This is a genomic window from Pseudomonas sp. 3MA1 (assembly GCF_029237275.1).
Taxonomy (GTDB): Bacteria; Pseudomonadota; Gammaproteobacteria; order Pseudomonadales; family Pseudomonadaceae; genus Aquipseudomonas; species Aquipseudomonas fluorescens_AP.
This window is the reverse complement of record NZ_JAACFX010000005.1, coordinates 225,080-248,009: the sequence shown is the minus strand read 5'-3', so window position 1 is coordinate 248,009 and position 22,930 is coordinate 225,080. Positions and strand designations below refer to the sequence as shown.

19 protein-coding genes are annotated in these 22,930 nt (G+C 62.9%); 12 read left to right on the top strand and 7 right to left on the bottom strand.

The features are described 5' to 3' along the window. The first annotated feature begins 89 nt into the window (after positions 1–89). Together GWQ44_RS16690 and GWQ44_RS16685 are read left to right on the top strand one after the other, a co-directional pair. The gene (locus GWQ44_RS16690; protein WP_275927823.1) at positions 90–2,699 is read left to right on the top strand and encodes a fimbria/pilus outer membrane usher protein; all 2,610 of its coding nucleotides are present in this window, start codon (positions 90–92) and stop codon (positions 2,697–2,699) included. A gap of 7 nt (positions 2,700–2,706) precedes the next feature. Beyond that, the gene (locus GWQ44_RS16685) at positions 2,707–3,672 is read left to right on the top strand and encodes a fimbrial protein (RefSeq protein ID WP_275927822.1); all 966 of its coding nucleotides are present in this window, start codon (positions 2,707–2,709) and stop codon (positions 3,670–3,672) included. A 97-nt stretch (positions 3,673–3,769) separates the two neighbouring features. Here GWQ44_RS16685 and GWQ44_RS16680 read toward each other — a convergent pair whose 3' ends face one another. Then, positions 3,770–3,922 carry a DUF3309 family protein gene (locus GWQ44_RS16680; RefSeq protein WP_007945780.1) on the bottom strand — a complete coding sequence of 51 codons (153 nt, stop codon included), beginning with the start codon at positions 3,920–3,922 and terminating at the stop codon, positions 3,770–3,772. Between the two features lie 307 nt (positions 3,923–4,229). On the opposite strand from GWQ44_RS16680, the gene GWQ44_RS16675 reads away from it, so the two are divergent. Next, positions 4,230–5,045: an SDR family oxidoreductase gene (locus tag GWQ44_RS16675; protein WP_016964116.1), complete on the top strand. Its 816-nt coding sequence runs from the start codon at positions 4,230–4,232 to the stop codon at positions 5,043–5,045. Positions 5,046–5,109: 64 nt separating this feature from the next. Continuing rightward, positions 5,110–5,442 carry a YnfA family protein gene (locus tag GWQ44_RS16670; protein ID WP_016964115.1) on the top strand — a complete coding sequence of 111 codons (333 nt, stop codon included), beginning with the start codon at positions 5,110–5,112 and terminating at the stop codon, positions 5,440–5,442. Between the two features lie 35 nt (positions 5,443–5,477). Here the strand turns inward: GWQ44_RS16670 and GWQ44_RS16665 are convergent, their stop codons facing one another. The 5 genes from GWQ44_RS16665 to mnmC all read right to left on the bottom strand — a co-directional run bounded on the left by GWQ44_RS16665 (position 5,478) and on the right by mnmC (position 12,804). Beyond that, on the bottom strand, positions 5,478–5,705 hold the full coding sequence (locus GWQ44_RS16665; protein WP_016964114.1) for a YheU family protein: 228 nt from the start codon (positions 5,703–5,705) through the stop codon (positions 5,478–5,480). A gap of 86 nt (positions 5,706–5,791) precedes the next feature. Next, positions 5,792–6,976, bottom strand: coding sequence for an osmoprotectant NAGGN system M42 family peptidase (locus GWQ44_RS16660; protein WP_047305571.1), 1,185 nt, complete (start codon positions 6,974–6,976; stop codon positions 5,792–5,794). Between the two features lie 126 nt (positions 6,977–7,102). Further along, positions 7,103–8,848, bottom strand: coding sequence for an N-acetylglutaminylglutamine synthetase (ngg, locus tag GWQ44_RS16655; RefSeq protein WP_275927821.1), 1,746 nt, complete (start codon positions 8,846–8,848; stop codon positions 7,103–7,105). A 3-nt stretch (positions 8,849–8,851) separates the two neighbouring features. Further along, a complete protein-coding gene (locus GWQ44_RS16650; RefSeq protein ID WP_016964111.1) occupies positions 8,852–10,624 on the bottom strand; it encodes an N-acetylglutaminylglutamine amidotransferase in 1,773 nt (590 codons plus the stop codon). Positions 10,625–10,827: 203 nt separating this feature from the next. Further along, positions 10,828–12,804: a bifunctional tRNA (5-methylaminomethyl-2-thiouridine)(34)-methyltransferase MnmD/FAD-dependent 5-carboxymethylaminomethyl-2-thiouridine(34) oxidoreductase MnmC gene (gene mnmC, locus GWQ44_RS16645; RefSeq protein ID WP_275927820.1), complete on the bottom strand. Its 1,977-nt coding sequence runs from the start codon at positions 12,802–12,804 to the stop codon at positions 10,828–10,830. 148 nt (positions 12,805–12,952) lie between these two features. Here mnmC and pap point away from each other — a divergent pair, with 148 nt between their 5' ends. The 3 genes from pap to GWQ44_RS16630 all read left to right on the top strand — a co-directional run bounded on the left by pap (position 12,953) and on the right by GWQ44_RS16630 (position 16,883). Further along, complete coding sequence (gene pap, locus GWQ44_RS16640; protein WP_016964110.1) at positions 12,953–14,476, top strand: polyphosphate:AMP phosphotransferase; 1,524 nt, start codon at positions 12,953–12,955, stop codon at positions 14,474–14,476. A gap of 103 nt (positions 14,477–14,579) precedes the next feature. After that, complete coding sequence (locus GWQ44_RS16635) at positions 14,580–15,764, top strand: thiolase family protein (RefSeq protein ID WP_047305567.1); 1,185 nt, start codon at positions 14,580–14,582, stop codon at positions 15,762–15,764. Between the two features lie 159 nt (positions 15,765–15,923). Beyond that, entirely contained in the window at positions 15,924–16,883 is a 960-nt protein-coding gene (locus tag GWQ44_RS16630) for a DMT family transporter (protein WP_047305566.1), read from the top strand. A gap of 73 nt (positions 16,884–16,956) precedes the next feature. Here GWQ44_RS16630 and GWQ44_RS16625 read toward each other — a convergent pair whose 3' ends face one another. After that, positions 16,957–18,351 carry a class II fumarate hydratase gene (locus GWQ44_RS16625; RefSeq protein ID WP_016964107.1) on the bottom strand — a complete coding sequence of 465 codons (1,395 nt, stop codon included), beginning with the start codon at positions 18,349–18,351 and terminating at the stop codon, positions 16,957–16,959. Positions 18,352–18,544: 193 nt separating this feature from the next. Between GWQ44_RS16625 and GWQ44_RS16620 the strand changes: the two genes are divergently transcribed. The 5 genes from GWQ44_RS16620 (at position 18,545) to GWQ44_RS16600 (ending at position 22,870) form a co-directional block, all read left to right on the top strand. Further along, positions 18,545–19,060, top strand: coding sequence for a DUF2059 domain-containing protein (locus tag GWQ44_RS16620; protein WP_042940787.1), 516 nt, complete (start codon positions 18,545–18,547; stop codon positions 19,058–19,060). 12 nt (positions 19,061–19,072) lie between these two features. Continuing rightward, positions 19,073–19,372 (top strand): BolA family protein, encoded by a 300-nt coding sequence (locus GWQ44_RS16615; RefSeq protein ID WP_047305565.1) that lies wholly within the window; start codon positions 19,073–19,075, stop codon positions 19,370–19,372. A 104-nt stretch (positions 19,373–19,476) separates the two neighbouring features. Then, positions 19,477–20,418: a rhodanese-related sulfurtransferase gene (locus tag GWQ44_RS16610; RefSeq protein WP_016964104.1), complete on the top strand. Its 942-nt coding sequence runs from the start codon at positions 19,477–19,479 to the stop codon at positions 20,416–20,418. A 36-nt stretch (positions 20,419–20,454) separates the two neighbouring features. Further along, a complete protein-coding gene (locus GWQ44_RS16605) occupies positions 20,455–21,057 on the top strand; it encodes a DsbA family protein (RefSeq protein ID WP_177435195.1) in 603 nt (200 codons plus the stop codon). 28 nt (positions 21,058–21,085) lie between these two features. Continuing rightward, positions 21,086–22,870, top strand: coding sequence for an ABC transporter ATP-binding protein (locus GWQ44_RS16600; RefSeq protein WP_275927871.1), 1,785 nt, complete (start codon positions 21,086–21,088; stop codon positions 22,868–22,870). Positions 22,871–22,930: the final 60 nt, after the last annotated feature.

Sequence of the window (22,930 nt, the reverse complement as noted above, 5' to 3'; positions counted from 1 at the left end):
GTTGTATCGCTCACTACTTGCTCGTGCCAAGGCAGTTGTTTCGGTATTCAGGTCACTGCTCCATCGTGCTGGTTGTTCGGAAAGGCGAGATGAGTGCTTTGTCAAATTTTATTCTTTTAGTTATGGCTCGTGCACTTGTAAGCTTGAGCAAGCTTGTTGTTGTGCGTGATGTTTTTGTTTTGGGAAGTATGGCACTTGTGTCATGGATGGTAAGTGATCTCTGTGAGGCTGAAGACCTGATTCGTTTCAATCCCGCGTTCTTTGACAACGGTCGTGGAGAAACGGTTGACCTGTCCCACTATGAGCGGGGCAACTCGGTGATGCCTGGCATCTATCGTCTTGATCTTTACCTTAATCACAACCGCGTGGGATCTGAGGAAATCCTGCTCAGGACCGTGGCCAATGGCTCGAAGGTCGAGCCTTGTCTGCCGCCCGCTTTGCTGGAGCAACTTGGCGTTGATTTCATCCGGCTGCCCGAGGAACAGGCCGCCCGGGCTCGGGCGGCCGAGTGCCTGGGGCCTGATGAAATCGTGCCTCAGGGGCGTCTGGAAGTGGACATGGCCGACTTGCGCGCCGATCTTTCCATTCCTCAGATGTACCTGAGCCGGACCAAGCGTGGTTATGTGTCTCCCAAAGAATGGGATGCGGGAGTCAATGCAGGCTTTCTCGGCTACAGCAACAATCTGTCCGAGAACCGTAGCAACGGACAACGCAGTCGTCAGTTCTATAGCGGCCTGAACACGGGGCTGAACCTCGGCCAGTGGCGCCTGCGACACAATGGTTCCTACAGCTACGATAGCCAGTCAGGTTCCGGTCGTCGCGGTCAGTACAACGCCTTGAGTAGCTATGTGCAGCGCGATATCACTGCGGCCCAGGCCCAGCTGACCCTGGGTGAGTTCTATACCCCCGGCAATCTGTTCGACAGTTTTTCCTTTACCGGCATACAACTACGCAGTGATGAGCGCATGTTGCCTGATTCGATGCGCGGGTTTGCGCCTGTGGTGCGTGGCGTCGCCGATACCACCGCCAAGGTCAGCGTGCGCCAGGGGCAGAATCTGTTGTATGAAACCACGGTATCTCCCGGGCCATTTGCCATTGACGATCTGAACAGCGCCGGTTACGCCGGTGATCTCAGTGTCACCATCACCGAGGCCGATGGGCGGACCAAAAGCTTTGTGGTGCCTTATGCCTCAATGGCCCAGCTACTGCGTCCCGGCAGTTCGCGCTTCAGCTTGAGCACCGGACGCTACCGCGATGACAGCCTTGATAGCCTGCCCGGTTTTGTCCAGGGAACCTATCAGCACGGCTTGTCCAACCTGTGGACCGCTTATGGCGGCAGTCTTCTGGCTCAGGACTATCAAGCCTGGCAGGGAGGGGCGGCCTTGAGCACTGCTTTGGGGGCGGTGGCAATGGACCTGACCCATTCCCAGGCTTCAGGCTTGAGCGATGCGCCCGCAGGTGGCCGCGCGCAACTGAGCGGCCGCAGCCTGCGCTTGTCCTACAACAAACTGATTGAAACCACCTCCACCAACTTCAGCGTAGCGGCCTACCGGTTTTCCAGTGAGGGCTATCTGAACTTCGACGATTACGCTCGCCTGCAGGACAGCCCGTCGCAAAACCTGTCGTTCAAGCAACGCAGTCGGCTGCAGTTGAGCTTGAGCCAGCCGATAGGCGAGCGTCTGGGGCAACTGAACTTTTCCGGTTTGGCGCAAAACTATTGGAATCGCGATCAGGGGCGGGATCTGAGCTATCAGGTGGGTTACTCCAACAGCTTCAACTGGGGGAGCTTCAGTTTTAGCGCCAGCCGTACCCGCAGTGGTACTGGCAGCATGGACAATCAGTACCTGCTGAGTATCAGCTTGCCCCTGGGGCGCGGCCAGTATTCAGCCTTTCTGAACTCGTCCATCAGTTACGACGGCAGGGGCAATCACGGCGTCAATACCTCCTTGAGCGGCAATCTCGGCGACGGCGGCCAGGTCGGTTACAGCCTCTACGATTCACGTGACCTTTATGAGGGGCAGGGCAACAGCAACTATGGCGGGAACCTGCGTTATGACGCCGCCCATGCCAATTACACCCTGGACGCCAGCCGCGGACAGAACTATCAGCAAGCCAACGTTGCCATGCAGGGCACTCTGGTCGCGCACCCGGGAGGCATCAACGCAACCTCGGGTCAGGGCGAAACCATGGCCGTGCTCGAAGCCGCCGGGGCCAAGGGCGCTCAAGTGCTCAGCAACGCGACTACCCGAATCGCTGATAACGGCTATGCGGTGGTGACGGGGTTGACCCCTTATCGACGCAACGACATGGCCCTGGACCCCAAAGGCACGTCCCGGGATGTCGAGCTGGAGATGACCTCGCAGCAGGTCGCCCCGCGTGCAGGCGCCGTGGTCATGTTGCGTTATCCGACCGTGGTGGGGCGGGCGATGCTGCTCAAACTGGTGCGCGACGATGGCGAGATGATCCCCCTGGGGGCGCAAGTCCTGGGGCCTGCGGGTGAGGTGTTGACTCAGGTCGGACAGGGCGGTCGAACCTTTGTCCGAGGGCTGGAAGGTCAGGGCCAGTTGTTGATTCAGTGGGGAGCAGGGCAGAGCTGCCTCGCGTCGTATCGCATGCCCAGCGATCCCTCCCCGAACGACGAGTTCTACCGGCAATTGGAGTTGCCCTGCCATATGGGTAGCCGAATCTTAAACAGGTAGGTAATGGATGAATATCAATGTCCGGCTAAACAACCGATGGTCCTTGGTCGCGTGTTTTTTGTTGACGGCTCTGCACGGCAATCCGGTTTGGGCCAACACATGCACCGGAAAGCCATTGTCGACACCCTTTACCAGTGCTGATTTCGCCATGCTCAAGCCTCCTCGCGATCTTCCGGTGGGCAGCACTATCTTGGTCAAGGAAATTGATCAGGGCAAAACAACCATGAACTGTAGTGGCAATGGACTCTGGTTTGACTACGGCTTTGTTGGGGGCGCTACCAAGACAGCTTACGAACATGTCTATGAAACGGGAGTACCGGGAATTGGCATGCGTATTTACTGGTACAACGAGGGTGGAGTGTACATGGAGTGGCCAAGGTTTGAGCGTCGACTAAGCCCCAACACCTATTCACCACCGCACAAGTTCAAGTTGGAGCTGGTAAAGACTGGCGCCATCAGTTCGGGAAAGTTCCTCGATCACAAGATCAGGATTTATTATCACAACCAATTGAGCAATGAGATTGTGTTCAATAATGTGTCGTACAACGCTCAACGCAGTGGTTGTACGGTCGCCCGGCCGGTGGAAACGATCATCTTGCCCACCGTCCCTCTGGGCAAGCTCAAACCGGACGGCGACCCGATAGGCCCCAAGTCTTTTGCGATCGATCTTAAGTGCGACAAAGGAGTCAAGGTTGCCTATTACATCAGCGGGCTCCAAGCTGACATGTATATTCTTAAAAATAGCTCGGGGAGGGGCATGGCCAGGGACGTGGGGTTGATCATGGTACAAGGCGACGCCAGTAGCAAAACTCTGCAAAAGCTAGGCACTCGCACTGAATTCAAGACTACACAAACTACTGTTGATGACGAACGACTCAGCATTCCGCTAACCGTCTTTTATATACAGTACGGTCCGAAAATTACAGCAGGTGATGTCCTGACCAACGCCGCAGTGACTTTTATTTATGAATGAACGGGCTTTTCCATTGACATCTGAACTGTGCTAAGCGTCCTGCCAGTCAGGACGCTTGTTGCTTCAGCAAGCCCCGCGATAAAGCTGTTTTACTGACTCAAATCCTGCCCAGTAGCAGTAAAACCAAGAGCACCACCAGCACGACACCGATGATTCCCGAAGGGCCATAACCCCAACTTCTGGAGTGGGGGAATACCGGCAGGCCGCCAATTAGCAGCAAAATCAGAATAACGATCAGAATGGTGCCCATGGTGGTTTCCTTAAATTGAAGAGTGTTGAACAACGCGGTTGTTCAAAGACAACTTGGCTTTATGCATAAAGCCAGGCGCTTAATAAATCCGACTCTGCGCCTATCGAGAAAATTCCAAATTTTTTAATGCACTGCGCCGCCATGGTTATTTCCTTTGCGTCTGTCATGGGTTGCGCCGCGCTGGCGCGCCAGTGTTCACCCGGCCAGCGGTTTGCCCGGGGCATTCAGCATTCTGATGGTGCGTGGGTGGCGCAGGGGCCTTCGCTACACTGCGGCCCATCTTCCCCGGAACAACAAGGCAACTCTTATGCAAAATCGCATGATGATCACTGGCGCCGGCTCCGGCCTGGGTCGCGAAATCGCTTTGCGCTGGGCCCGCGATGGCTGGCGGCTGGCCTTGTCCGATGTCAGCGAGGCGGGCCTGCAGGAAACCCTGAAGCTGGTACGCGCCGCCGGTGGCGACGGCTTCGTGCAGCGCTGCGATGTGCGTGACTACAGCCAGCTGACTGCCTTCGCCCAGGCTTGCGAAGTGAAGTTCGGCGGCATCGACATCATCGTCAACAACGCTGGCGTGGCGTCCGGCGGGTTCTTCAGCGAGCTGTCCCTGGAGGATTGGGACTGGCAGATCGCGATCAACCTGATGGGCGTGGTCAAGGGCTGCAAGGCCTTTCTGCCGCTGCTGGAACAGAGCAAGGGCAAGATCATCAACATCGCCTCCATGGCCGCCTTGATGCAGGGCCCGGCCATGAGCAACTACAACGTGGCCAAGGCCGGAGTGGTGGCGCTGTCCGAGAGCCTGCTGGTCGAGCTGGCGCAGCAGGAAATCGGCGTGCACGTGGTCTGTCCGTCGTTCTTCCAGACCAACCTGCTGGACTCTTTCCGTGGTCCGACCCCGGCGATGAAGGCCCAGGTGGGCAAATTGCTGGAAAGTTCGCCGATTACCGCCGCCCAGATTGCCGATTACATCCACACCCAGGTCAATGCTGGCCAGTTCATGATCCTGCCCCACGAACAAGGGCGCATGGCCTGGGCCCTGAAGCAGAAAAACCCTCAGGCGCTGTACGACGAAATGACCCTGATGGCCGACAAGATGCGCGCCAAGGCCAAACAAGGCGCCCACTGAGCTTGCTCCACCGCCATGGCCTCGTTAGGGTTGCCGGCACCTGGCAATCCTGACGAGACCTTGCATGCTCAATTACCTGTGGTTCTTCCTCGCCGCGCTGTTTGAAATCGCCGGCTGCTATGCCTTCTGGATGTGGCTGCGCCAGGGCAAGAGCGCCTTGTGGGTGATTCCCGCCCTGATCAGCCTGACCCTGTTCGCCCTGTTGCTGACCAAAGTCGAAGCCACTTACGCCGGGCGCGCCTACGCCGCCTACGGTGGCATCTACATCGTTGCGTCGATTGGCTGGCTGGCGGTGGTGGAGCGGGTGCGGCCCCTGGGCTCGGACTGGCTGGGGCTGGCACTGTGTGTGATCGGGGCCAGTGTGATTCTGTTTGGCCCGCGCTTTTCCAACGGTTGAGCATCCCGGCCCAAGGGCTTGGGCCGGTCCCGGTATCAGTCGAACAATTCCTTGGGCACATCGTGCTTGAGCATCAACTGGCACTGCTCGCTGTCGGGGTCGAAAACGATCACCGCCTGGCCCTTGCTCAGGGCCTGACGCACCCGCAGCACGCGGGTTTCCAGAGGCGTCTCGTCGCCGTTGTCGGTGCCCTCGCGGGTGACGAAGTCTTCGATCAGACGGGTCAGGGTGTCGACTTCAAGTTGCTCGTGGGGAATCAGCATGGGGGGCCTCCGAAAAACAATCCCGGATGCTACTGCGCCCGGGGGCGTGCCGCCAGTTGTAGCGCGCACAAACCCCGGGTCGCGGTTCAGGACCTGTTGCCCACCAGGCTGTCCACCGAAGGCACCCGAGTGTCGCTCTCCATCTGCGTGTCGTGTTCCAGTTGATGACTGAAGCGGTCCAGGGAGCCCTGGGCCGGCTGTGCATCGCTGGCGAATACCGGCGGGCTGAGGATATAGGCGCTGAGCAAGCGGCTGAGTGCCGCCAGGCTGTCGATATGGGTGCGCTCGTAGCCGTGGGTGGCGTCGCAACCAAAGGCCAGCAGGGCGGTACGGATGTCATGGCCGGCGGTGACGGCCGAGTGGGCGTCGCTGAAGTAGTAGCGGAACAGGTCGCGGCGCACCGGCAGTTCGTGCTCGGCGGCCAGACGCAGCAGGTGCCGGGACAGGTGATAGTCGTAAGGGCCGCCGGAGTCCTGCATGGCCACGCTCACCGCATGCTCGCTGGAGTGCTGGCCCGGTGCGACCGGAGCAATGTCGATGCCGACGAATTCACTGACATCCCAGGGCAGGGCCGCCGCCGCACCACTGCCGGTTTCCTCGGTGATGGTGAACAGCGGGTGGCAGTCGATCATCAAGCTTTCACCGCTGTCGACAATGGCCTTGAGCGCCGCCAGCAAGGCGGCGACGCCGGCCTTGTCATCCAGGTGCCGGGCGCTGATGTGGCCGCTTTCGGTGAACTCCGGCAACGGGTCGAAGGCGACAAAGTCGCCCACGCCTATGCCTAAGGATTCGCAGTCGGCGCGGGTGGTGCAGTAGGCGTCCAGGCGCAGTTCGATGTGGTCCCAACTGATGGGCAACTCGTCCACCGCGGTGTTGAAGGCGTGGCCGGAGGCCATCAGCGGCAGCACGCTGCCGCGCAGTACGCCGTTGTCGGTGAACAGGCTGACCCGGCTGCCTTCGGCAAAGCGGCTGGACCAGCAGCCCACCGGGGCCAGGGTCAGGCGGCCGTTGTCCTTCACGGCACGGACGCTGGCGCCGATGGTGTCCAGGTGCGCCGAGACGGCCCGGTCGGGGCTGTTCTTCTGGCCCTTGAGGGTGGCGCGGATGGTGCCGCGCCGGGTCAGTTCGAAGGGGATGCCCAGTTCTTCCAGGCGTTCGGCGACGTAGCGCACGATGGTGTCGGTAAAGCCGGTGGGGCTGGGAATGGCGAGCATTTCCAGGAGGACTTTCTGCAGGTAGGCGAGGTCCGGTTGGGGAATCGGGCGGGTCATGGAAACTCCTGATGAAAAAAGGCCATCGATGGTTTCGATGAGGGCATGGATGGAGGGCCTGGGGGGCGCCTTCGCTGGCGAGCCAGCTCCTACCAATGGGGCAGGAGCCGGCTGGCCGGCGAAGGATCAAGGCGCCGGTTGGCTGTGGGGAAACAGCAGGTCGATAAAACGCTCGGCGGTGGGCTGCGGTTCGTGGTTGGCCAACCCGGCGCGTTCATTGGCTTCGATGAACACGTAGTCCGGCTGGTCTGCTGCCGGCACCAGCAGGTCCAGGCCGACCACCGGAATGTCCAGGGCCCGGGCCGCGCGGATGGCGGCGTCGGCCAGGGTCGGATGGAGAAGGCCGGTGACGTCTTCCAGGGTGCCGCCGGTGTGCAGGTTGGCGGTGCGCCGGACGAACAGCCGTTCGCCGGCCGGCAGCACGCTGTTGTAGTCGTAACCGGCGGCATGCAGGGTGCGCTGGGTTTCCGCGTCCAGGGGGATCTTGCTTTCCCCTCCGGTGGCCGCCTGGCGTCGGCGGCTGCGGGCCTCGATCAAGGCGCCAATGGAATGCCGACCGTCGCCGATGATCTCGGCGGGACGGCGGATGGCCGCGGCCACTACTTCAAAGCCGATCACCAGGATGCGCAGGTCCAGCCCTTGGTGGAAGCTTTCCAGCAACACTCGGCTGTCAAAGCGGCGGGCCTGGTCGATGGCGCGCTGCACCTCTTCAATCGTGCTCAGGTCCACGGCCACGCCTTGTCCCTGTTCTCCGTCCAGCGGCTTGACCACCACCCGCTGGTGCTCGTCGAGAAACGCCAGGTTGTCGTCGGCGTTGCCCGCCAATTGCTGGGCGGGCAATTGCAGGCCGACGCCCTTGAGCACCTTGTGAGTCAGGCTCTTGTCCTGGCACAGGCTCATGCTGATGGCGCTGGTCAGGTCGCTCAGGGATTCCCGGCAACGCACCCGGCGCCCGCCGTGGCTCAGGGTGAACAGCCCGGCGTCGGCGTCGTCCACTTGCACATCGATGCCACGGCGATGGGCCTCCTCAACGATGATCCGCGCATAAGGATTGAAGTCCGCCTGGGGGCCGGGGCCGAGGAACAGCGGCTGATTGATGCCGTTCTTGCGCTTGATGGCGAAGGTCGACAGGGTGCGAAAGCCCAGCTTGGCGTAGAGATTCTTGGCCTGGCGATTGTCGTGCAGCACCGACAGGTCGAGGTAGCTCAGGCCGCGGCTCATGAAGTGTTCGATCAGGTGCCGCACCAGCACTTCGCCGACGCCCGGACGGCTGCAATCGGGGTCCACCGCCAGGCACCAGAGGCTGCTGCCGTGCTCCGGGTCCTGGTAGGCCTTGTGGTGGTTCAGGCCCATGACGCTGCCGATCACCGCGCCGCTGTCTTCGTCCTCGGCCAGCCAGTACACCGGACCGCCCTGATGGCGCGGAGTCAGCAGCTGCGGATCGATGGGCAGCATGGCCCGGGCCTGGTACAGCTGATTGATGGCCTGCCAGTCGGATTCGCTCTGCGCCCGACGGATGCGGAAGCCGCGAAACACCCTGGTGGCCTGGCGGTAGTCGCTGAACCACAGGCGCAGGGTGTCGGAAGGGTCAAGGAACAATTGCGCCGGTTCCAGGCCCAGCACCTGCTGCGGCGCGGCCACATATAGAGCGATGTCGCGTTCACCGGGCTGCTCGTTGAGCAGCTCCGCGGCCAGGCTGCCGGGATCGGGAAAGGTGTGGCCGATCAGCAGTCGGCCCCAGCCGCAGTGCAGCGCAATGGGAACGTTGCCGGGTTCGCTGCCGTCCTCGGCGAAGCGCGCTTGCAGGCGTTCATAGGACGGCGCCTGGCCACGCAGCAGGCGTTGGCTGTAAGCCGTGGCATTCGCTTTCATCGGTCAGATTCCTTGTTCGCTGAGCCACAGGTTCAAGGCCGCCAGTTGCCACAGCTTGGAGCCGCGCAGGGGCGTCAGTTGGCCCTGGGGATCGGTCAGCAGGCGATCAAGCATGGCCGGGTTGAACAGGCCGCGATCCTGGCTCGGGTCCAGCAGCAGTTCACGCACCCAGTCCAGGGTGTCGCCCTGCAGGTGCTTGAGGCCCGGCACCGGGAAGTAGCCTTTCTTGCGGTCGATCACCGCGCTGGGGATCACCCGCCGCGCCGCTTCCTTGAGCACCTGCTTGCCGCCGTCCGGCAGCTTGAAACGCGCCGGCACCCGGGCCGACAGCTCCACCAGGCGGTAGTCGAGGAACGGCGTGCGCGCCTCCAGGCCCCAGGCCATGGTCATGTTGTCCACCCGTTTGACCGGGTCATCCACCAGCATCACCGAGCTGTCCAGGCGCAGGGCCTTGTCCACCGGCGCATCGGCGCCGGGCTGGGCGAAATGCTCGCGGACGAAGTCACCGGCGGCGTCGTGGGCGGTCAGCCATTGCGGCTGCACGGTGGCCGCGTAGTCGTCGTAGCTGCGATCGAAGAAGGCCGCGCGGTAGGCGGCATACGGGTCGCTGGCGCCGTCTACCTGCGGGTACCAGTGGTAGCCGGCGAACAGTTCGTCGGCGCCCTGGCCGCTTTGCACCACCTTGCAGTGCTTGGCCACTTCCCGGGACAACAAATAGAAGGCGATGCAATCGTGGCTGACCATCGGCTCGCTCATGGCGCGGAACGCCGCCGGCAACTGCTCGATGATCTCGCGCTCGTCGATGCGCAACTGGTGATGCCGGGTGCCGTAGTGGCGGGCAATCAGGTCCGAGTACTGGAACTCGTCGCCGCGTTCGCCGCCGGCATCCTGGAAACCGATGGAGAAGGTCGAGAGATCGTCTACCCCTGCCTCCCGCAGCAAGCCCACCAGCAGGCTGGAATCGACACCGCCGGACAGCAGCACGCCGACATCCACCGCCGCCCGTTGCCGGATGGCCACCGCCTCGCGGGTGCTGTCGAGCACTCGGTCAGTCCAGTCTTCCAGTGTGAGCTGGGCTTCGTCGGCACGGGGGCCGTAGGGCAGGGACCACCAGGTCTGTTGTGTGGTGCGGCCGTCGGCCTCGATGCGCATCCAGGTGGCCGGTGGCAGTTTTTCGATGCCCGCCAGCAAGGTGCGCGGCGCCGGCACCACGGCGTGGAAGTTCAGGTAGTGATTGAGCGCCACCGGGTCGAGGATCGGATTGATATCGCCGCCCTTGAGCAAGGCCGGCAGGGCCGAGGCGAAGCGCAGCCGCTGGCCTGTGCGCGACAGGTACAAAGGCTTGACCCCGAGGCGGTCGCGGGCGATGAACAGGCGCTGTGCATCACGCTCCCAGATGGCGAAGGCGAACATGCCGTTGAGCTTGGGCAGCAGGTCGGCGCCCCAGGCGTGGTAGCCCTTGAGCAGCACTTCGGTGTCGCCGCCGGAATGGAAGGCGTAGCCCTGGGTTTCCAGTTCGGCGCGCAATTCGGGGAAGTTGTAGATCGCGCCGTTGAAGGCCAGGGACAGCCCCAGTTGGTTGTCGATCATGGGCTGCGCCGAGCCATCCGACAGGTCCATGATTTTCAGCCGTCGATGGCCCAGGGCAATCGGGCCCTGGCTGTGAAAACCCCAGGCGTCGGGGCCACGGGGGGCCAGGTGATGAGTGATTCGTTCAACCGCTGCCAGGTCGGCAGGTTGATGATCAAAGCGTAATTCGCCAGCTAATCCGCACATAAGTCCTTACCGGTTTTTCCGTTGGGGAGAGTCAATCCGCAGTCGCCAAAAGGGCGGCTACCTGGAAACTGACCTGTGCATAACTCGGGAGTTTTAGATCGATCGGTTATAAGCGGTTGGGTGGGGCTGGACGGTTGGATGCAGCGCTTCGTGCTGGCCAGCGGCTATTGGCGGCGCTGAAAAGTCAGCGCCGCCGCTCTGCCTCAGGCCTGGCCGCGAATCAGGCGGCGCAGGGCAAAGCGATTGGGATGGCAGGCCTCGGCCACGCTTCTGGGCAGTGGCAATGGCTCGTTTTCCAGCCAGGCGGCCAGCAGCTCGCCGGATAGCGGCGCGGTGATCAAGCCGCGAGAACCATGACCGCTGTTGATGTACAGGCCGTGTAGCCAGGGGCAGGGCAGGTCCGGCACCTGGCGCGCGTCCTTGCCCAGGGCGGCGTAGGTTTCAGCGAACGCTGCCGGGTCCGCCAGGGGGCCGACGATGGGCAGGTAGTCCGGGCTGGTGCAGCGAAAGGCCGCACGACCTTGCAGGCTGTCCAGGGGTAACTGCTCGGCGTTCAGGCGTTGCAGCAGGTCGCTGGAGATTTCCCGCAGCATGTCCAGGTTGCCGGCATGTTCCTCAGCGGTTGGGGTCAGGTCCTGGCTGTTGAAGTCGAAGCTGGCGCCCAGGGTGTGCTCGCCCAGGCGCGGCGGCGCGACGTAGCCCTCGGCGCAGACCACGGTGGCCAGGCTCTGGCTTTGCGCGGTCTGCGGCAGGCGGGTGATTTGCCCGCGAATGCGCTTGAGGGGCAATTCGGCGCTGGCCGGGAAGCGTTTGATCTCTGCGGCCCCGGCAAGGATCACCACCGCCGCGCTGGCCAGCATCCGTTCGCCGTCCCAGGCTTGCCATTGCTGATCGCCCCGGCGCAACTCCAGCACCTCCCGGTGCGCCAGGACCTGGATCTGCGGATGCCCGGCCTGCCACTGGCACAGGGCTGGCGGATGCACCCAGCCGCCTTCGGGATAGAACAGGCCGCCGTGGTCCAGGCCGATGCCGGCCAGGGCCTGGGCCTCTGGCTGATCCAGCTGCCGCAGCAGGTCGGCGGGGAAGGCCGCGGCCAACTGCGCCTGACGCTCGGCTTCCTTGGGATTGAACGCCAGTTGCAGCACCCCGCAGGCGTCCCAGTCCTGGCCGCGTTGCAGGTGTTCCAGCTGGCGCCGGGTGTAGCCGAAACCGCTGAGGATCATTTGCGACAGCGCCGTGCCGTGGGCTGAAAGCTTGAGGTAGAGCACCCCTTGCGGATTGCCCGAGGCTTCCTGGGCCAGTTGCTCATGGCGCTCCAGTAACTGCACCTGCCAACCGCGGGCAGCGAGGCTGGCGGCACTGGCGCAACCGGCCAGCCCACCGCCGATCACCAGGGCGGTTTTGGCCTGGGCCGGCGGGCGGGCGAACCAAGGCTTGGCCCGGGCTGGCGGCGGCGTATCCTCCGGCCAGCCGAGGAATTCGCCGCGCAGTACTTCCCATTTGCGACCGATGCCCGGGGTGCGCTTCATCTTGAAGCCCGCCGCGTTCAACAGGCGGCGTACCCAGCCGGTGCTGGTGAAGGTGCTGAGGGTAGAGCCCGGCGCGGCCAGGCGCGCCAGTTCGGCGAACAGTTGCGGGGTCCACATGTCGGGGTTTTTCGCCGGGGCGAAACCGTCGAGAAACCAGGCGTCGATCTGCGCGTCCAGTTGCGGCAGTTGCTCCAGGGCGTCGCCGATCAGCAGGGTCAGGGTGACCCGGCCGTCGTCCAGCACGATGCGCTGGAAACCGCCGTGCACGGCGACGTAGTGCTTGAGCAGCTGCTGGCTCAGGTCCGCCAGTTCCGGCCACAGGGCCAGGGCCCGTTGCAGATCGGCCGGGCTCAGGGGGTACTTTTCCACGCTGACGAAATGCAGCCGGGCAGTGGCCGGCGCCTGCTCCTGGAACAACTGCCAGGCGCAGAGAAAATTCAGCCCGGTGCCGAAGCCGGTTTCACCGATGACAAATTTTTCGCCCGCCGACAGTGCGGCAAAGCGTTCGCGCAGGCGGTTCTGTTCGATGAATACATGGCGGGTTTCATCCAGGCCCGAGTCGCTGGAGAAATACACGTCGTCGAAGACCCGCGAGCGCGGGCGTCCTTGGTCGTCCCAGTCGAGCTGGGCGTGGGGCAGTTCAGGTGTCATGTTCGGCTCATGTTGCGCAAGGCGGCCATTCTAGCCGATCGCGCAGGCAGCGCCTGATCCATGGCAAGCCGCCGCCGGTTCGGGGATTTGTTTTCCCTGGCCAAGGTCGATCCGCTAGTCTTGGACAATTCTTGGAAGGGAGCCACCCATGTTCGAATCCGCTGAAATCGGTCACGCCATCGACAAAGAAACCTACGACGCCGAAGTGCCTGCCTTGCGTGAAGCCTTGCTTGAAGCCCAGTTCGAGCTGCGCCAGAAGGCGAGCTTTCCGGTGATCGTGCTGATCAACGGGATCGAGGGCGCGGGCAAGGGCGAGACGGTCAAGCTGCTCAGTGAATGGATGGACCCACGCTTGATCGAGGTGCGGACTTTCGACCAGCAGACCGACGAGGAACTGTCGCGACCGCCGGCCTGGCGCTACTGGCGGATGCTTCCGGCCAAGGGCCGCATGGGGGTGTTCTTCGGCAACTGGTACAGCCAGATGCTCCAGGGCCGGGTGCATGGCGAGATCAAGGATCCGCGCCTGGATCAGGCGATCAATGGCGCCGAACGCCTGGAAAAGATGCTCTGTGATGAAGGCGCGCTGATCTTCAAGTTCTGGTTTCACCTGTCCAAGAAACAGATGAAGGACCGCCTCAAGTCGTTGCAGGATGACCCGCTGCACAGCTGGCGCATCAGCCCGCTGGACTGGCAGCAGTCACAAACCTACGACAAGTTCGTCAAGTACGGCGAGCGGGTGTTGCGCCGCACCAGTCGCGACTACGCGCCCTGGCATGTGATCGAGGGCGTCGATCCGCATTACCGCAGCCTCACCGTGGGCCGGATCCTGCTGGAGGGGTTGCAGAATGCCTTGAACCGTCAGCCGCTGAAGCCGACCCAGGTCAACGCCGCACCGCTGCCGACGGCGGTGGATGAGCTGAGTCTGCTGGACAGTCTGGACATGACCCAGCACTTGGACAAGGACGACTACGAGGAACAGTTGATTACCGAGCAGGCGCGCCTGGCCGGTCTGCTGCGGGACAAGCGCATGCGCAAGCACGCTCTGGTGGCGGTCTTCGAGGGCAATGATGCGGCGGGCAAGGGCGGCGCCATTCGGCGGGTCGCGGCGGCCCTGGACCCGCGCCAATACAGCATCGTGCCGATTGCCGCGCCCACCGAAGATGAACGGGCGCAGCCGTATCTCTGGCGTTTCTGGCGGCATATTCCGGCGCGCGGCAAGTTCACCATCTTCGACCGCTCCTGGTATGGCCGGGTGCTGGTGGAGCGGGTCGAGGGGTTCTGCCAGCCGGCGGACTGGCTGCGGGCCTACAGCGAGATCAACGACTTCGAGGAGCAGTTGGCCGATGCCCGGGTGATCGTGGTGAAGTTCTGGCTGGCGATCGACAAGGACACCCAGCTGGAGCGTTTCCAGGCGCGGGAGGCGATTCCCTTCAAGCGTTTCAAGATCACCGAGGACGACTGGCGCAACCGCGACAAGTGGGGCGACTACCGCATCGCCGTCGGCGACATGGTCGACCGTACCAGCACCGAAGTGGCGCCCTGGACCCTGGTGGAGGCCAACGACAAGCGCTGGGCCCGGGTCAAGGTCCTGCGCACCATCAATCTGGCCCTGGAGGCCGCCTTCGAGCGTTCCGACAAGCACGACAAGAAAGACAAGAAGGACAAGAAGTAGACCGATGGTCGCGCATACGCCCAGTGAATGATTGTCGCGGTGGTGGGCGAGGGGCCTCTATGCTCGAGGCTCTTTCCTGCCGCCAACAACAATGAGGTGCGTCATGCGTGAAGTGGTGATCGTCGACAGCGTACGGACTGGCCTGGCCAAGTCCTTTCGCGGCAAGTTCAACCAGACCCGTCCGGATGACATGGCCGCTCACTGCGTCAATGCGCTGCTCGCCCGCAACGGCATCGACCCGGCCAGCGTCGAGGACTGCATCGTCGGCGCCGGCTCCAACGAAGGGGCCCAGGGTTTCAACATCGGCCGCAACGTCGCAGTGCTCTCGGCCCTGGGCACCGGCACGGCGGGCATGACCCTCAACCGTTTCTGCTCCTCGGGCCTGCAGGCGATCGCCATCGCCGCCAACCAGATCGCCTCCGGCTGCAGCGACATCATCGTCGCCGGCGGTGTCGAATCCATCAGCCTGACCATGAAGAGCGTCAACACCGACAACCTGATCAACCCGTTGCTCAAGGAGCAGGTGCCGGGCATCTACTTCCCCATGGGCCAGACCGCCGAAGTGGTGGCCCGGCGCTACAACGTCAGCCGCGAAGCCCAGGACCTGTACTCCCTGCAAAGCCAGCAGCGTACCGCCCAGGCCCAGGCCGCCGGTCTGTTTCGCGACGAAATCGTGCCGATGACGGTCAAGTACAAGGTCGAGGACAAGAACACCGGGCAGGTGCAGATCCTCGACGGCGTGGTGGATCGCGACGATTGCAACCGCCCCGACACCACCCTGGAGAACCTCGCGGCCTTGAAGCCGGTGTTTGCCGAGGACGGTTCGGTGACGGCGGGCAACTCCTCGCAGCTCTCCGATGGCGCCTCCATGACCCTGGTGATGAGTCTGGAACGGGCCCTGGCCCTGGGGCTCAAGCCCAAGGCGTTCTTCCGTGGCTTTACCGTGGCTGGCTGCGAGCCCGACGAGATGGGCATCGGCCCGGTGTTCTCGGTGCCCAAGCTGCTCAAGGCCAAGGGCCTGAGCATCAACGATATCGATCTGTGGGAACTCAACGAGGCGTTCGCCTCCCAGTGCCTGTATGCCCGTGACCGGCTGGAGATCGATAACGCCAAATACAACGTCAACGGTGGCTCGATCTCCATCGGCCACCCGTTCGGCATGACCGGTTCGCGCCAGGTCGGGCATCTGGTGCGTGAGTTGCAGCGGCGCAACCTGAGGTACGGCATTGTCACCATGTGCGTGGGCGGTGGCATGGGGGCAACGGGACTGTTCGAGGCCGTGCGCTAGGTTTCGGGTTTGGCCGGCAAGCCGGCTCCTGCGGGAGACGGCTTGGGTTTTTTACGACCTGCACAATCTTGTTTGCGCTTTGCTGGCAACTGTCTCTGTGTCGGCCCCTGGCCCGGGCCTAGAATGCGCACCTTGCTCGTCAGGCTTTGTGGGGTTCGCATGCACGTCTCGTCCGGTCGTTGGGTCTATGGCTTGTTCCTCGCCTTATTGACCGCGCTGTTGTGGGGCATCCTGCCCATCAAGCTCAAGCAAGTGCTGCTGGTGATGGACCCGGTGACCGTGACCTGGTTTCGCCTGCTGGTGTCCGGCGGCTGCCTGTTTTTCTATCTGGCGGCGGTGGGGCGCTTGCCGCGCTGGCGCGCGCTCGGCCCGAAAGGGGCATGGCTGGTGCCGATCTCGGTCTTGGGGCTGGTGGGCAATTACGTGCTGTACCTGATGGGCCTGAACCTGCTGAGCCCGGGCACCGCGCAACTGGTGGTGCAGATGGGGCCGATCCTGCTGCTGATCGCCAGCGTCTTCGTGTTCAAGGAGCGCTTCAGCCTCGGGCAGGGCCTGGGCCTGCTGGTGCTGCTGCTCGGTTTCGGGCTGTTCTTCAATCAGCGCCTGACCGAGCTGCTGACCTCCCTGAGTGACTACACCGCTGGAGTTCTGACCATTCTCGCGGCTTCGGCGGTCTGGACCTTTTATGCCTTGGGCCAGAAGCAGTTGTTGAGCGTGTGGAATTCATTGCAGGTGATGATGGTGATCTACCTGTTCTGTGCACTGTTGCTCACTCCGTGGGTGCATCCCCTGGAGGCCCTGGAGCTGAGTCCGTTGCAGGGCTGGCTGTTGCTGGCCTGTTGCCTGAACACCCTGATTGCCTATGGCGCCTTTGCCGAAGCCCTGGCCCATTGGGAGGCGTCGCGGGTCAGTGCGACCCTGGCGATCACGCCGCTGGTGACCTTTGCCGCGGTGGCCTGGGCGGCCTGGGTCTGGCCGGAGTACGTGCACGCCGAACAGATCAATGGCCTGGGTTATGGCGGGGCGTTGCTGGTGGTACTGGGCTCGGCCTTGACGGCGTTGGGGCCGTCGCTGATGGCGGGGTTGCGCGCCCGGCGCCAGCGGGTTGCTGCGGGGTGAACTTCGCTGGCAAGCCAGCTCCTACAGAGGTGTGGCGGCAGGAGCTGGCTTGCCCGCGAATAAAGACGCCGCGCTAGCCCTGTTTCCCGGCCTCCAGCATGTTTTCCGGGCGCACCCAGGCATCGAACTGCTCGTCGGTCAGGTATCCGAGTTCCAGCGCCGCTTCGCGCAGGGTCAGGTTCTCGGCATAGGCCTTCTTGGCGATCTCGGCGGCCTTGTCGTAGCCGATGTGGGTGTTGAGTGCGGTCACCAGCATCAACCCGCGTTCCAGGTGCGTGGCCATCTGCAGGGGATCGGGCTCCAGCCCGGCGATGCAGTGCCGCTGGAAGTTGCTGCAGCCATCGGCCAGCAGGCGGATCGATTGCAACAGGTTGTGGATGATCACCGGCTTGAACACGTTCAGCTGCAGATGGCCCTGGCTGGCGGCAAAGCCGATTGCCACGTCGTTGCCCATGACCTGGCAGGCCAGCATCGACAGGGCTTCGCATTGGGTCGGGTTGACCTTGCCGGGCATGATCGAGCTGCCCGGCTCGTTGGCCGGCAGCTTGACTTCGGCCAGTCCCGCCCGCGGACCGGAGCCCAGCAGGCGCAGGTCGTTGGCGATTTTCATCAGGCACACGGCGAGGGTTTTCAGCGCGCCGGACAGGGTGGTCAGCGGCTCGTGGCCGGCCAGCGCCGCGAACTTGTTGGGGGCGGTGACGAAGGGCAGGCCGGACAACGCGGCCAGTTCGGCGGCGATGGCTTCACCGAAGCCATGGGGCGAGTTCAGTCCGGTGCCCACGGCGGTGCCGCCCTGGGCCAGCTCGCATACTGCAGGCAAGGCGCTGCGGATGGCCCGCTCGGCGTAGCCCAGTTGAGCGATGAAGGCGGAGATTTCCTGACCAAAGGTAATGGGCGTGGCATCCATCATGTGGGTGCGTCCGGTCTTCACCAGCTTCATGTGCCGGGCCGACAGTTCGGCCAGGCCGCCGGACAGCTCGGTGATCGCCGGCAGCAGTTGGGACTGCACGGCCTGGGCCGCCGCGATGTGCATGGCGGTGGGGAAGCAGTCGTTGGAGCTTTGCGAGCGGTTGACGTGATCGTTGGGGTGCACCGGCGACTTGCCGCCCCGGGGATTGCCCGCCAGTTCGTTGGCCCGGCCGGCCAGTACCTCGTTGACGTTCATGTTGCTCTGGGTGCCGCTGCCGGTCTGCCACACCACCAGGGGGAACTGATCGTCATGTTCTCCGGCCAGCACTTCGTCGGCGGCCTGTTCGATCAGCCGGGCGATGTCGGCGGGGATATCGCCATTGCGATCGTTGACCCGGGCGGCGGCTTTCTTGATCAGGGCCAGGGCATGCAGCACCGCTAGAGGCATGCGCTCGTTGCCGATGGCGAAGTTGATCAGCGAGCGCTGGGTCTGCGCGCCCCAATAGGCTTGTTCCGGGACTTCAACCTGGCCCAGGCTGTCGGTTTCGATTCGATTCATCGTGACATTCCTCCAAGTCTGACTGGCCAGTTTAGGCCCTGATCTGCGGCTCGGGTTCCGTGGAAGGGGTTTTCCGCCCGCCGCACGGGCAAAACCAGGGGGCGCCAGGGGGTGGGGTTGAGGGACGCGGATTAATAGGCGCAGAATGGGCGCCCTTGGGGTTCTACCTCGCCTGCTAGATAAAGGAAACTCGATGACCCGTTTTCGTGCCATCTGTACCGCGGTTGTTCTGGTGTGTGCCAGCGGCCAGGTTCTTGCCGATACCGCCAGCCACAACGCCAGTGCCGAGGCCTTCCTGACCCTGGCCCATGCGGACAAGCTCGGTACGCCGGTGTACATGCAAGTCCAGCAAATGTTCGCCCAGCGTTTTGAACAGACCAAAGCCCCCGAATCCAAACGTGCCCTGCTGGAAACCTACCAGGCCAAGGCCAACGCCGCCCTGGACCAGGCCATTGGCTGGAACAAGCTGAAACCGGACATGGTCAAGCTCTACACCAGCAACTTCAGCGAGTCCGAGCTCAAGGACCTGGTAGCGTTCTACCAGTCGCCACTGGGCAAGAAAGTCCTGGAAAAAATGCCCCAGCTGACCCAGCAATCGGCGCAGATGACCCAGGCCAAGCTGGAAAGCGCGGTGCCGGTAGTGAACAAGCTGCTGGCCGACATGACCGCCGAGCTCGAGCCCAAGGCTGCACCGGCGAAGAAGAAGTAAGCGGAGCCCGCAATGACCATGCAACAACGTATCGAAGCGGCGCTCGGGGCATTGCAGCCCGAGCACCTGCAAGTGCTGGATGAAAGCCACATGCACAGCCGTGGCCTGGAAACCCACTTCAAGGCGGTACTGGTCAGCGAGCAGTTCGCCGGCCTCAACAGCGTCAAGCGCCACCAGAAGGTCTACGCCACCCTGGGTGAGCTGATGGGCCAGTTCCATGCGTTGGCGCTGCACACTTACACCCCCGAGGAGTGGTCGAAGATCGGTGTGGCTCCGGCTTCACCGACCTGCGCTGGGGGCAGCAAGCATTAATAGCGGTTTTTTTGATAGAATCCGCAACGCGCCGCTTACGTCGGCGCGTTTTTTTTTGCATCCGGTTCACCCTTTACGAGGGTAGCCACCTGGAGAGATTTCCCATGACACAACCCATTGTCGTGGCGGCACTGTACAAGTTCGTCACCCTCGAAGATTACGTCAGCCTGCGCGAGCCCCTGCTGCAGGCCATGCTCGATAACGGCATCAAGGGCACCCTGCTGATCGCCGAAGAAGGCATCAACGGTACGGTTTCCGGCAGCCGCGAAGGCATCGATGGGCTGCTGGCCTGGCTGAAGAACGATCCGCGCATGATCGATATCGATCACAAAGAGTCGTATTGCGACGAGCAGCCGTTCTACCGCACCAAGGTCAAGCTCAAGAAAGAGATCGTCACCCTGGGCGTGCCCGGCGTCGACCCCAACAAGAAAGTCGGCACCTATGTCGAGCCCCGGGACTGGAACGCCCTGATCAGCGATCCGGAAGTGCTGCTGATCGATACCCGTAACGACTACGAAGTCTCCATCGGCACCTTCGAGGGCGCCATCGACCCCAAGACCACCAGCTTCCGCGAGTTTCCGGACTACATCAAAGCCAACTTCGACCCGAGCAAACACAAGAAGGTGGCGATGTTCTGCACCGGCGGCATCCGCTGCGAGAAGGCGTCGAGCTACATGCTCAGCGAGGGTTTCGACGAGGTGTTCCACCTCAAGGGCGGGATTCTCAAGTACCTCGAAGAGGTGCCGCAGCAAGAGAGCAAATGGCAGGGCGACTGCTTCGTGTTCGATAACCGCGTCACCGTTCGCCACGACCTGAGCGAAGGCGACTACGATCAATGTCATGCCTGCCGCACTCCGGTGAGCGTTGAGGATCGCGCTTCCGAGCACTATGTGCCCGGTATCAGTTGCCCGCATTGCTGGGACAAACTGAGCGAGAAGACCCGCCGCAGCGCCATCGACCGGCAGAAGCAGATCGAATTGGCCAAGGCGCGCAACATGCCGCACCCGATCGGTTACAACTACAAGCAATCTTCCTCCGAGGCTTGAGCCATGTCTGCCCGCCTGCTCTATGTGATGGACCCGATGTGTTCATGGTGCTGGGGTTTTGCGCCCGTGGCCCAGGCCCTGGCAGAGCAGGCCCAGGCCGCCGGCGTCGAGCTGCATCTGGTGGTGGGCGGCTTGCGCACCGGCAGCGGCTCGGCGCTGGAGCCCAACACTCGGCGCTATATTCTTGAGCACTGGCAGGCGGTGCAGCAGGCTACGGGGCAGCCGTTCACCTTCGCGGGCGCCTTGCCCGATGGCTTTGTCTATGACACTGAACCGGCTTGTCGGGCGATCGTCACCGCCCGGAGCCTGGCCCCGGACTGTGCCTGGAAACTACTGGGGCTGATCCAGCGGGCGTTCTATGTCGAAGGCCGTGATGTCACCCTGGCCAGCGTGCTGGTCGAGCTGGCGGAGCAGGCCGGGGTGCCGCGGATCGAATTCGCCGAAGCATTCGACCGGGCCGAGCAGCACGCGGCCACGGCGGCGGACTTCACCTGGGTCCAGGACCTGGGGATCGCTGGATTTCCCACCTTGCTGGCGGAGCGCAACGGCCAGTTGGCGCTGCTGACCAATGGTTATCAGCCGCTGAGCGAGTTGTCGCCGTTGCTCGGCCGCTGGCTGGAGCGCGCCGCCTGTGCCTGAGCCGGTCGAATCCAGCGTACCCGGCAAAATCGTCGATCGTCTGAGCTGGGGTGAAATCCGTCGTCTGGCCTTGCACCACCGGAAATCGCTGTGGATCGCCAATGGCGTGGCCGTGCTGGCCACGCTGTGCAGCGTGCCGATCCCGCTGTTGCTGCCATTGCTGGTGGACGAGGTGCTGTTGGGGCATGGCGATGCTGCGCTGCAGTTCATGAACCGGTTCCTGCCTCAGGGCTGGCAGAGCGCGGCGGGCTATATCGGCCTGATGCTGCTGGCGACCCTGATCCTGCGTTGCTCCGCCCTGGTGTTCAACGTGGTCCAGGCGCGGCTGTTCGCTGGTCTGGCCAAGGACATCGTCTACCGCATCCGCGTGCGCCTGATCGAGCGGCTCAAGCGTATTTCCCTGGGGGAATACGAAAGCCTGGGCGGCGGCACGGTCACCACCCACCTGGTCACCGACTTGGACACCGTGGACAAGTTCGTCGGGGAGACCCTGAGCCGTTTCCTGGTGGCCATGCTGACCCTGGTGGGCACGGCCGGCATCCTGATGTGGATGCACTGGAAGCTGGCGCTGCTGATACTGCTGTTCAACCCGCTGGTGATCTTTGCCACGGTGCAGTTGGGCAAGCGGGTCAAGCACCTGAAGAAGCTGGAAAACGACAGCACCTCGCGCTTCACCCAGGCTCTGACCGAGACGCTGGAGGCGATTCAGGAAATTCGAGCCGGCAACCGACAGGGCTACTTTCTCGGCCGCTTGGGGCGGCGTGCCGAAGAGGTGCGCGATTATGCCGTGGCCTCGCAGTGGAAGAGCGATGCGTCTGGCCGGGCCAGCGGTCTGCTGTTTCAGTTCGGCATCGATATCTTCCGCGCCGCAGCGATGCTCACGGTGCTGTTCTCCGACCTGTCCATCGGCCAGATGCTGGCGGTGTTCAGCTACCTGTGGTTCATGATCGGCCCGGTGGAGCAACTGCTGAACCTGCAATACGCCTATTACGCCGCCGGTGGCGCCCTGACCCGGATCAACGAGTTGTTGGCGCGGGCCGACGAGCCGCAGTACAGCGGTGGTGCGGATCCGTTCCTGGGCTGCGAAACCGTTGGCATCGAGGTCCGCGGCCTGAGCTTTGGCTACGGCGACGAACGGGTGCTGGACAACCTGAACTTGTCCATTGCGCCTGGCGAAAAGGTGGCCATTGTCGGCGCCAGTGGCGGTGGCAAGAGCACCCTGGTGCAGCTGTTGCTGGGGTTGTACACGCCGCAGACCGGAGTGATCCGTTTTGGTGGTGCGACCCAGCAGGACATCGGCCTGGAAACGGTGCGCGATAACGTTGCCGTGGTGTTGCAGCATCCTGCGCTGTTCAACGACACCATTCGCGCCAACCTGACCATGGGCCGCGAGCGCAATGACAACGCCTGCTGGCAGGCGCTGGAAATCGCCCAGTTGGACAGCACCGTCAGGGCCTTGCCGCAGGGACTGGACAGCGTGGTCGGGCGTTCCGGCGTGCGCTTGTCCGGTGGCCAGCGTCAGCGCCTGGCCATTGCGCGGATGGTCCTGGCCGAGCCCAAGGTGGTGATCCTCGACGAAGCCACCTCTGCCCTGGATGCCGCCACCGAGTACAACCTGCATCAAGCCTTGACGCGTTTTCTGCGTGGGCGGACTACGCTGATCATTGCTCATCGCCTGTCGGCGGTAAAACAGGCCGACCGGGTTTTAGTGTTCGATGGCGGGCAGATTGCCGAAGATGGCGACCATCAGCAGCTTATTGCCGATGGTGGCCTTTATGCCAAGCTTTACGGGCATCTGCAGCAGGTTCGATAGTCTTGAGTTTTATCCGGCTTTCTGTGCTTAGTGCTTGAATTTCCTGGTGGAATAACCGTT

What these genes read in the sequence shown, in the direction of transcription:
- GWQ44_RS16660 (WP_047305571.1), bottom strand. Translation starts at nt 6,976, where the DNA reads ATGACCCGCCCGATTCCCCAACCGGACCTCGCCTACCTGCAGAAAGTC.
- GWQ44_RS16610 (WP_016964104.1), top strand. Translation starts at nt 19,477, where the DNA reads ATGACACAACCCATTGTCGTGGCGGCACTGTACAAGTTCGTCACCCTC.
- GWQ44_RS16685 (WP_275927822.1), top strand. Translation starts at nt 2,707, where the DNA reads ATGAATATCAATGTCCGGCTAAACAACCGATGGTCCTTGGTCGCGTGT.
- GWQ44_RS16625 (WP_016964107.1), bottom strand. Translation starts at nt 18,351, where the DNA reads ATGAATCGAATCGAAACCGACAGCCTGGGCCAGGTTGAAGTCCCGGAA.
- GWQ44_RS16675 (WP_016964116.1), top strand. Translation starts at nt 4,230, where the DNA reads ATGCAAAATCGCATGATGATCACTGGCGCCGGCTCCGGCCTGGGTCGC.
- GWQ44_RS16690 (WP_275927823.1), top strand. Translation starts at nt 90, where the DNA reads ATGAGTGCTTTGTCAAATTTTATTCTTTTAGTTATGGCTCGTGCACTT.
- GWQ44_RS16635 (WP_047305567.1), top strand. Translation starts at nt 14,580, where the DNA reads ATGCGTGAAGTGGTGATCGTCGACAGCGTACGGACTGGCCTGGCCAAG.
- GWQ44_RS16630 (WP_047305566.1), top strand. Translation starts at nt 15,924, where the DNA reads ATGCACGTCTCGTCCGGTCGTTGGGTCTATGGCTTGTTCCTCGCCTTA.
- GWQ44_RS16615 (WP_047305565.1), top strand. Translation starts at nt 19,073, where the DNA reads ATGACCATGCAACAACGTATCGAAGCGGCGCTCGGGGCATTGCAGCCC.
- pap (WP_016964110.1), top strand. Translation starts at nt 12,953, where the DNA reads ATGTTCGAATCCGCTGAAATCGGTCACGCCATCGACAAAGAAACCTAC.
- GWQ44_RS16650 (WP_016964111.1), bottom strand. Translation starts at nt 10,624, where the DNA reads ATGTGCGGATTAGCTGGCGAATTACGCTTTGATCATCAACCTGCCGAC.
- GWQ44_RS16680 (WP_007945780.1), bottom strand. Translation starts at nt 3,922, where the DNA reads ATGGGCACCATTCTGATCGTTATTCTGATTTTGCTGCTAATTGGCGGC.
- GWQ44_RS16665 (WP_016964114.1), bottom strand. Translation starts at nt 5,705, where the DNA reads ATGCTGATTCCCCACGAGCAACTTGAAGTCGACACCCTGACCCGTCTG.
- GWQ44_RS16605 (WP_177435195.1), top strand. Translation starts at nt 20,455, where the DNA reads ATGTGTTCATGGTGCTGGGGTTTTGCGCCCGTGGCCCAGGCCCTGGCA.
- GWQ44_RS16670 (WP_016964115.1), top strand. Translation starts at nt 5,110, where the DNA reads ATGCTCAATTACCTGTGGTTCTTCCTCGCCGCGCTGTTTGAAATCGCC.
- ngg (WP_275927821.1), bottom strand. Translation starts at nt 8,848, where the DNA reads ATGAAAGCGAATGCCACGGCTTACAGCCAACGCCTGCTGCGTGGCCAG.
- mnmC (WP_275927820.1), bottom strand. Translation starts at nt 12,804, where the DNA reads ATGACACCTGAACTGCCCCACGCCCAGCTCGACTGGGACGACCAAGGA.
- GWQ44_RS16620 (WP_042940787.1), top strand. Translation starts at nt 18,545, where the DNA reads ATGACCCGTTTTCGTGCCATCTGTACCGCGGTTGTTCTGGTGTGTGCC.